Annotated in this window: 8 protein-coding genes; 4 read left to right on the forward strand and 4 right to left on the reverse strand. The window is 40.4% G+C overall.

What is annotated here, in order from left to right; translation table 11 throughout:
* Positions 1 to 51 precede the first annotated feature (51 nt).
* Complete coding sequence (locus tag RCH61_RS03455; RefSeq protein WP_306479872.1) at positions 52 to 927, reverse strand: shikimate dehydrogenase; 876 nt, start codon at positions 925 to 927, stop codon at positions 52 to 54.
* Between the two features lie 206 nt (positions 928 to 1133).
* Here RCH61_RS03455 and RCH61_RS03460 point away from each other — a divergent pair, with 206 nt between their 5' ends.
* The gene (locus tag RCH61_RS03460) at positions 1134 to 2012 is read left to right on the forward strand and encodes a LysR family transcriptional regulator (protein ID WP_306479873.1); all 879 of its coding nucleotides are present in this window, start codon (positions 1134 to 1136) and stop codon (positions 2010 to 2012) included.
* A 6-nt stretch (positions 2013 to 2018) separates the two neighbouring features.
* Here RCH61_RS03460 and RCH61_RS03465 read toward each other — a convergent pair whose 3' ends face one another.
* The gene (locus tag RCH61_RS03465; protein ID WP_306479874.1) at positions 2019 to 2900 is read right to left on the reverse strand and encodes a LysR family transcriptional regulator; all 882 of its coding nucleotides are present in this window, start codon (positions 2898 to 2900) and stop codon (positions 2019 to 2021) included.
* A gap of 263 nt (positions 2901 to 3163) precedes the next feature.
* Here RCH61_RS03465 and RCH61_RS03470 point away from each other — a divergent pair, with 263 nt between their 5' ends.
* Positions 3164 to 5164 carry an oxidoreductase gene (locus RCH61_RS03470; RefSeq protein WP_306479875.1) on the forward strand — a complete coding sequence of 667 codons (2001 nt, stop codon included), beginning with the start codon at positions 3164 to 3166 and terminating at the stop codon, positions 5162 to 5164.
* Here RCH61_RS03470 and RCH61_RS03475 read toward each other — a convergent pair.
* Complete coding sequence (locus tag RCH61_RS03475; RefSeq protein WP_306479876.1) at positions 5159 to 5506, reverse strand: arsenate reductase family protein; 348 nt, start codon at positions 5504 to 5506, stop codon at positions 5159 to 5161. The genes RCH61_RS03470 and RCH61_RS03475 overlap by 6 nt on opposite strands.
* 266 nt (positions 5507 to 5772) lie before the next feature.
* Here RCH61_RS03475 and RCH61_RS03480 point away from each other — a divergent pair, with 266 nt between their 5' ends.
* Both RCH61_RS03480 and RCH61_RS03485 read left to right on the forward strand, forming a co-directional pair.
* Positions 5773 to 6975, forward strand: a complete 1203-nt coding sequence (locus RCH61_RS03480) for an FprA family A-type flavoprotein (protein ID WP_306479877.1) — start codon at positions 5773 to 5775, stop codon at positions 6973 to 6975.
* A 42-nt stretch (positions 6976 to 7017) separates the two neighbouring features.
* Entirely contained in the window at positions 7018 to 7503 is a 486-nt protein-coding gene (locus tag RCH61_RS03485; RefSeq protein ID WP_306479878.1) for a cytidylate kinase-like family protein, read from the forward strand.
* 117 nt (positions 7504 to 7620) lie between these two features.
* Here RCH61_RS03485 and RCH61_RS03490 read toward each other — a convergent pair whose 3' ends face one another.
* The gene (locus RCH61_RS03490; RefSeq protein ID WP_306479879.1) at positions 7621 to 8700 is read right to left on the reverse strand and encodes a peptidylprolyl isomerase; all 1080 of its coding nucleotides are present in this window, start codon (positions 8698 to 8700) and stop codon (positions 7621 to 7623) included.
* Positions 8701 to 8878: the final 178 nt, after the last annotated feature.

An 8878-nucleotide genomic window follows, 5' to 3' on the forward strand; every position in this document is an offset into this window, starting at 1 on the left:
CGGTTCGGCAGTCCTATTCAACTGCCGATTTGATCCGCCGCTTTTTTATTTTTAATCGTACTTAATATCAAGAATTTCTTTCATATATTCAATCGGCATCTTCTGTCCTGTCCACAATTCAAATGCCGCCGATCCTTGGAAAAGCATCATTCCAAGACCGTTCATTGTCTTACACCCAACTTCTTTCGCCATTCGGAGCATCTCTGTCTCTCTCGGAGAATAAACAACGTCTGTTACGATCAGATCCGGTCGGAAAAAGGACTTGTCCGGAATATATGTTTTTCCTTCCAGCGGTTTCATTCCCATTCCGGTTGCATTTGCAAACAAATAACTGTCTGCGATCTCTTCTTTTAATTTATCCAAATCTGCAAGATCACATAAAACTGCTTTACATTTTGTTTTTTCATTGATCTTTCTCACTGTTTCCTGCGCGTTATCCCAAAATTTATCTTTCAGATTAAAGATAGACATTTCTTTTACTCCGTCAAGAGCCGCCTGAATCTCAATCGCTGTCGCCGCGCCGCCTGCTCCGACAATCGTCATTTTCTTTCCGATCACATCAATTTCATTATCTTTTAATGACTGCATGTATCCGATTCCATCCGTAATATGACCTGTCAAAACACCGTTGTCATTTACGATCGTATTGACCGCCCCGCACATTTCTGCTGCCGGAGAAAGCTTGTCCAAATATTTGTGCACAACTGTTTTATTCGGCATAGACACATTCGAACCTCTCATTTTTAATGCACGAAGTCCTTTTACCGCATCTTCCAATGTATCATTATCAACTTCAAAAGCAAGATACGCGTAATCTAAACCTAATTTTGCAAATGCTTCATTGTGCATTGCCGGTGAACTTGAATGACGAATCGGATAAGCCATAAGTCCGATCAATTCTGTATGTCCTGTAATTCTTTCTGCCATAATTTTTTCTCCTTTTTGTTTTAATCTCAAATGATTATTTTTCTTTTCACAACGTTTGTTAAATATCAAACAATCTCTCCGCCTCTATTATACGACTTCACTCTTCATACTTCTAATACATATTTTTTTGATTTTTAATAGTTTTTTGCTATCAATTATGGTACACTATAACTAATTTCTTTAACCGCTTTTGAAAGGAGATATTTATGACCTTAAACCAACTGCTCTACTTCCGGCAGGTCGCACGTTCTCAGCACTTTCGCCTCGCCGCAGAACAACTGAATATTTCTCAGCCAAGTCTGAGCCGTTCCATATCGAACTTAGAAGAAGAACTCGGAGTTTTACTGTTTGAACGTCAGGGACGTACCGTCACATTATCAAAATATGGAAAAATTTTCTTAGAACATACAGATAAAATTTTATCAGAAGTAAAAATTGCCGAAGAGCGAATGAAAAAATTATCCGGCAATGCCGGACATGTAGATATCGCTTACGTCTTTCCGCTTGCTGAACGGTACATTCCTCATACTGTACGCCGCTTTTTAAGCAAAGCAAAAAACAAGGACATCACTTTTAATTTTCATCAATCCCATACCGGTGAAATGATCAAGGGATTGAAAGAAGAAATCTACGATGTAATCTTCGGATCTTATGTAGAAAATGAACCTGATATCCAGTTTGTTCCGATCATCCGACAGGAAATGATCGTCATCACGCCCATCGGACATCCACTGTCTCTGAAGGAAAAAGTGTGCCTCCGCGATTTGGAAAACTACCCTCTCATCGGATACGATAAAACTTCCGGACTTGGGAAATTCACCAATCAGATTTACAATTCTTATTCTGTAAATCCGAACATCACCTGCGAATCTCCTGACGAAAATGCGATTGCTTCCCTTGTCGCGGAAAATTTCGGCATTGCTTTCGTTGCAAATGTTGATACACTGCGTCATTTTCCGCTGGAACGGCTTCTTCTAAGCGATGTTTCCTTATTCCACACGGTATACCTGGCCTATTTAAAAGACCATTATCAAATACCGGCTGTAAAAAATTTTATTTCTTTTATAAAGAAAGATGCCCGCTAAAATGTATTATGCACTTCTTTTCTTCACATATTCTGCGAATTTGTGCACAAGCGGAGGACTGTATTTTTCAACCGGCTGCGCCATGTAAATATACCGTTTCTGCCGTTGATTCCGCAAAGGAATAATTTCCAGATCAAGCTGATTCAAAATCGGAATTTTCGGCATAACGGCAATCCCGAAATTTTGCGCCACCAATCCTGCCATGCACCCGTCCTCCTCAATCTCATAAGCAATAATCGGACGGAGCTTTGCCTGTTCAAACATCCGGTCCACAACCGGACGAAGACCGCTGTTCTTCGTATAAAAGATCTGCGGATATGCTGCTGTCTGCTCCAGATCAACCGAGTCTTTCCCTGCAAGAGGATGTCCTTTCGGTACAACTACGACAAGGTTTTCTGTTCCGACTGCCGTAAAACAAATTTCCGGTTCATTTTCCGTCATAGAACAAAATCCAAGATCAAATTTTTCATTTTTAAGGCCCTCTACGATTTCAGATGTATTTCCAACCGTAAAATGAAACTTTACATTCAATTCTTCATATGTCCTGATAAAATCGCTCACAAGTCTGGGAACAAACTCACTTCCAAGCGTATAGATATACGCCACTTCAATGACTCCTTCTGTCTCTCCGGTCAATGACTTTACTTTTTTCACACCCTGTTCTAATGTTTCGAGCGCCTCGTCTACATATCCGCAGAAAAGTTTTCCATATTTTGTCAATGTAACGCCACGCCCCTGCTTCTCAAACAGCCGTGTCCCTAATTCTTTTTCCAAAGAACGGATTGCATGACTTAGACTTGGCTGCGACAGATTCAACTGTTCTGCTGCTTTTGTATAATGTTCGATCTGTGCCAGCCTGGAAAAATAATATAACTGATTCAGATTCATCTTCCTGCCCTCTTTCCTTTTGATCTTTGTTTTGTATAAAATAACACAAATCATAGATAATATCTATAGATTATTCGATAAATATTCATTTGTTGTACATTCCTTTTTTCTTTATAATGTGAACCGTAAACAGATTGTTAATCTAATATCAAACACTCTCCACATTCATTTTTGAATATTTATACTTATTTAACTTTAGCATCCATTACACACATAATTATTAAAACATCCTATTTATCAAAAAAAATAACAGGAGATCAGCTATGAAAAAAGATTACAAACACATTTTTGAACCTTTCACAGTCCGCCGTATGACTGTAAAAAACAGGATCATGATGACACCTATGGGGACAAACTACGGAGAACAAAGCGGAGAAATGAGTTTCCTCCATATTAATTATTATGAACAGAGAGCCAAAGGCGGAACAGGACTTATTATGGTAGAAAACGCAAGTATCGATTCTCCGGAAGGATCCAATGGAACAACGCAGCTTCGAATCGATCATGACAATTACATTCCGCGTCTTTTTAAATTAACAGAAACGATTCACAAACACGGTACCTGCATCGGTATCCAGTTAAATCACGCAGGAGCGTCCGCTCAGTCTGCACGTACAAATATGCAGCCTGTATCTGCCTCAGACATCCCGTCAAAAGAAGGCGGCGAAATTCCCCGCCCTCTTACGAAAGAAGAGATCCTGAGAATTGTAAAAAAATACGGAGAAGCTGCAAAACGGGCACAGATCGCAGGATTTGATACTGTAGAAATCCACGCCGGACATTCCTACCTGTTAAGCCAGTTCCTCTCTCCGCTCACAAACAAGCGCACCGATGAATTCGGAGGATCTGCCGAAAACCGTGCACGATTTGCCCGTCTTGTATTAGAAGAAGTACGCCGCCAAGTCGGACCGTTCTTCCCGATTTTCCTCAGAGTGAGCGCCGATGAATTTTTAGAAGGAGGAAATACACTGGACGACTGTCTCGAATATTTACAGTATATGCAGGAAGAAGCCGATGTACTCGATGTTTCCTGTGGATTAAATGGATCGATCCAGTACCAGATTGACTCAAACCATTTTCCAGACGGCTGGAGATCTTACATGGCTCGTGCCGTAAAAGAGCGTTTTGGAAAACCTTGCGTGACAATGGGTAATATTCGTGATCCACGTGTCGCAGATGAGATCCTTTCTAAAGGGGATGCAGATCTGATCGGAATGGGCAGAGGATTGATTGCGGACCCGGAATGGGTAAATAAAGTAGAATTTGGCGACGTATGTGATATTCGAAAATGTATTTCCTGTAATATCGGATGCGCCGGAAACCGAATCGGAATCAACCGTCCGATCCGCTGCACGATCAATCCCGCAGTTCCTGAGGGAGAAGTCTACAAGAAACGTCAAATCACCAAACCTTGCAATGTTGTCGTTATTGGCGGAGGCACTGCCGGAATGGAAGCCGCCTGTACAGCCGCCGAGGTCGGATGCACAACTTTCCTCATCGAGAAGAAACCGTATCTCGGAGGTCTTGCAGCCGAAATTTCAAAAATACCGGATAAAAAGCGGCTTTCTGACTTTCCGAATTATATGATTCATCGTACAAATAAGCTTCGAAATCTGTTTGCTTTTACAAATACGGAAGCAGATGTCGATTTCATCAGAAGTTTAAAACCTGATCTTATCGTAAATGCTACAGGTTCCTCCCCTCTGCTGCCTCCGATCGCCGGACTGCAGGAAAATATCGACAAAGAAGGAAGCCGTGTTTATTCTATTTTAAATATGATCGAACATGTAACAGAATACCCGGAAGACTTATCCGGCAAGAAAGTTGTTGTCATCGGCGGCGGTGCTGTCGGACTCGACGTTGTTGAATTCTTTGCACCGCGCGGCGCTGACGTAAGTATTGTAGAGATGATGCCTGTCATCGGAAACGGAATTGATCCTGTTTCCAAAGTAGACATCCATACATTAATGAAAAAATACGGAGTAGTACAAATGCCGAACACTGCGCTTAAAGAAGTCTGCCCGGATCACTTCCTTGTAGAAACAGCCGACGGATTAAAAGAACTTCCTTTTGACTACGGTTTCGTCTGCCTCGGAATGAAAGCGGAACATCCGGTACTTCAAAAATTAAAAGATGCCTTTGAAGATGATCCGTCCATCGAAATTGTCAACATCGGCGACAGTGTGCGCGCAAGACGGATCATTGAAGGAACGGAAGAAGGGCGGAACATTCTCAACACGCTTGAAAAACATGGCTATTTATAAAATTTCCTGCCACTCTTTTTCTTTAAATCCGACCAGAACCTGATCTCCATTCACAAGGATCGGTCTTTTTACGAGCATCCCATCGGAGGCGAGCAGTTCAATCTGCTCGTCTTCACTCATGCTCAGAAGCCGATCTTTTAACTGCATTTCTTTATAAAGCTTTCCGCTTGTGTTAAAAAATCGTTTCAGCGGAAGACCGCTTTTTTCCCACCAAGACCTAAGCTCTTCTGCCGTAGGATTATTTTCTTTTATATCTCTTTGCTCAAAATCGATTTTCTGTTCTTCCATCCATTTTTTTGCTTTCATGCATGTAGTGCACTTCGGATAACATACAAATAACATTCTATCGTCCCCTTTCTTTTCTGATCTGACTGTTTTTATATAACAGGATCTGCCTACAGTGTATCTTATTTTTTTCACAGATACAATTCTTATTTTTCATAACAGCCGAACCGATATAATTTTCTTATTATTAGCTGTTTTTACCTTGAATAAATGTTGCACTTTTTTTCTATTGTGCTAGAATAAAATCGACTATTTTTTAACATTTAGCTTATATCATTATTTATCAATTAATTATCAATAAGAAATTTAGGAGGAATCTTACAATGCAGTGTTTCAGAAAAGTAACAGAGGATTTATATTGGGTTGGGGGAAACGACCGTCAGATTGAATTATTTGAAAATATTTTTCCCCTTTCCAAAGGTGTTTCCTACAACTCCTATCTTCTGTTAGATGAACAGACTGTTCTCTTTGATACAGCCGACTATGCCATTGGGAAACAGTTTATCGAAAATGTTATGTCTGTACTGGACGGACGTGATCTTGATTATATCGTTGTAAACCATATGGAACCGGATCATTGCTCTCTTATCGGTGAACTTCTTCTTCATTATCCGAATGTAAAAATTATCGGAAACGCAAAAACGTTCCCTCTGATCGAACAGTTCTTCAGCTTTGATCTGACAGGCAAAACGATCACAATAAAAGAAGGTGACACATTCTGTTCCGGAAAACATACGCTCCGTTTCATTATGTCGCCGATGGTACACTGGCCGGAAGCAATGATGACTTATGACGAAACAGAAAAAATTCTCTTCTCTGCAGACGCATTCGGTACTTTTCGTGCATTAAACGGAAATCTGTTCAACGATGAGCTTAATTTTGACAGAGACTGGCTTGATGAAGCCCGTCGTTATTATACAAACATTGTCGGAAAATACGGACCGCAAGTACAGAATGTATTGAAAAAAGCTTCTTCTCTTGACATTCAGATGATCTGTCCGCTTCACGGACCTGTTTGGAGAAGTAATTTAGATTACATTTTGGAAAAATATGATCTTTGGAGCAAATACGAACCAGAAGAAAAAGGAGTTATGATCGCCTATGCTTCCATGTACGGAAACACCGAAAATATGGCAGAAATTCTTGCTGTTATGTTAGCAGAAGCCGGCGTAAAAAATATCCACATGCATAATATTTCCAAAACTCATGTATCTGAACTGATCTCCGACAGTTTTAAATACAGCCACATCGTTCTTGCTTCACCGACATACAATAACGGAATTTACCCGCTGATGGATAACTATCTGGAAGATATGAAGGCGCTCTCTTTACAAAACCGTACCATCGCCGTACTCGGAAACGGATCATGGGCTCCGCAGGCAACAAAACTGATTTCTGCAAAAGTGGCAGAAATGAAAAATATGCGTCTTTTAGAAGCTTCTGTTACAATCAAGTCTTCTCTTAAAGAAGCTCAGCTTGAAGAATTAAATTCTCTCAGCAGACAAATTGCCGAAGAAGTGTTATAATAGTATCCGATATATTTTAAATGTCACAAAGGAGGAGTTCTTATGAAGTTAGTAATCACCATGAGCCGTCGTTTTGGAACAGGTGCAAGTGTTATTGCAGCAGAACTTTCCAAACGCCTCGATATTCCGGTATATGACAAAGCTTACATTGAGGAACAATTAAACGACCGCATGTATGAAAGCGAAGCTGAGGCGATCCGAAAACTTGCGGAGCACCCATGTATTATTCTCGGTCGTTGTGCATCCGATATTTTAAAAGACAAGATGAATGTATTAAATATTTTCGTATGCGCTGACAAAGAAGACCGCATACACAGAATTATGGAAAAAGAAAGCCTTGACTACGACAACGCAAAAGAAAAAGTAGAAACAACAGATGAAGAAAGAGCTTCCTACTATTATGAACATACAGGGAAAACATGGGGAGATGTCAACGACTATCATATGATCCTTGACACTTCTGAACTCGGCGTTGAAAATTGTGCTAACATTCTCATGCAGTATTTTGAAAAACTGGAATACATCTAAACAATCACCGGAAGTGCCAAAAGGTACATTCCGAAATTGCAAAAAAATCCGAACAGCTTCTGCACTCACAAAGGCTGTTCGGATTTTTATCTTATTCATTTTTCGTTTGTAAGCAGATTATTCTTCTGTATTTTCCTCCTGTGCTGTTCCATCTTCTCCCGAAGCATCCTCAGAAGTGGTAATCTTTACTCCAAAATTTTCAAAATCTACTTTTTTCCATACTTTTTTATCAACTTTGATCTCTGTATCATCTCTCCACTTTTCAAGAAGAGAATCATATTGTTCCTGTCTGCGTTCCTCTACAATCGACGCTTTTTTCTGATCTGTCGCCTCACGATCTAAAAGGCTTGTCAATTTTGCAACATATACGCCTGACTCAGATTCGATCACTTCTGTCACATCGCCTTCTGCTGCCAGTACATTCGCTGCCTCAATAAGAGCCGCATCCGGTGAGGTGCTCTCTGCATCAAAAGAAGCTTTCTGCACTTCTGTTCCTGATTCTGATGCAACCGACGCGAAATCTTCTCCTGCTTTTGCACGATCTGCAATACTTTGCGCCGTTGATTTTGCACTTTCTTTTTCTTCATCCGTTAATTCTGTTACCGCTCCCGACTCATCCGTAGATGTATACGCAAAATAAACGTATTCCATGCTCTTTTGCGCCGCCTCTTCGTCTGACACTTCTTCGTTCACACCTTCACGCATCTTTTCACTCATCTTTGATTGAATCGTCATAAGCTCTAAATATTTTTCAATATCTTTTCTGTAACCGGACACTGCATCTTTTACTTTATCCGTATTATCTGCATCAAACTGCTCTGCCGCTTTTTTGATTGCTTCTTGTTCATCTTCTGTCAAGACAACTTCATATTCGTCCGCATGCTGAGCAATAAGATACATATTTTCTACTGCTTCCATGACGCTGTCCTTAACCGACTCCTCATACGTCTTATCATCACCCGCATCCTGAGTCCATAACTCTTCCGCAGTTGTTCCCATCATGCCTGCATAATAAGTCTCATACTGACCCTGCATCATTCTTGCGTAAAAGTTCACAACTCCAAGAGGAACTTCTTCTTTTCCTACTGTCAAAACTGTTGCATCTGCATCAATCGTACCGCTGCACCCTGTAACTGACGTTGCCGTCAATACTCCCGCCATTGCAAGAAGAGCAGCTTTTTTTCCAAATCGTACCATAACGATTCTCCTCTCCAGTGTTAAAATATCGTCTGTACCGTTCTATCACTGCGGCACAACATATTTTTAGTATACCGTATTTTTATTTTTATCTCAAGTCCTAATATAATATAAACTCCTGAGGGTTACTGTCAAGTAATCGTTGGCAACTTTCTTTTTGATTTATCTTTTTGTTGAA

Origin of the sequence: Mediterraneibacter sp. (genome assembly GCF_030825015.1) — a bacterium.
Classification (GTDB): Bacteria; Bacillota; Clostridia; order Lachnospirales; family Lachnospiraceae; genus Mediterraneibacter.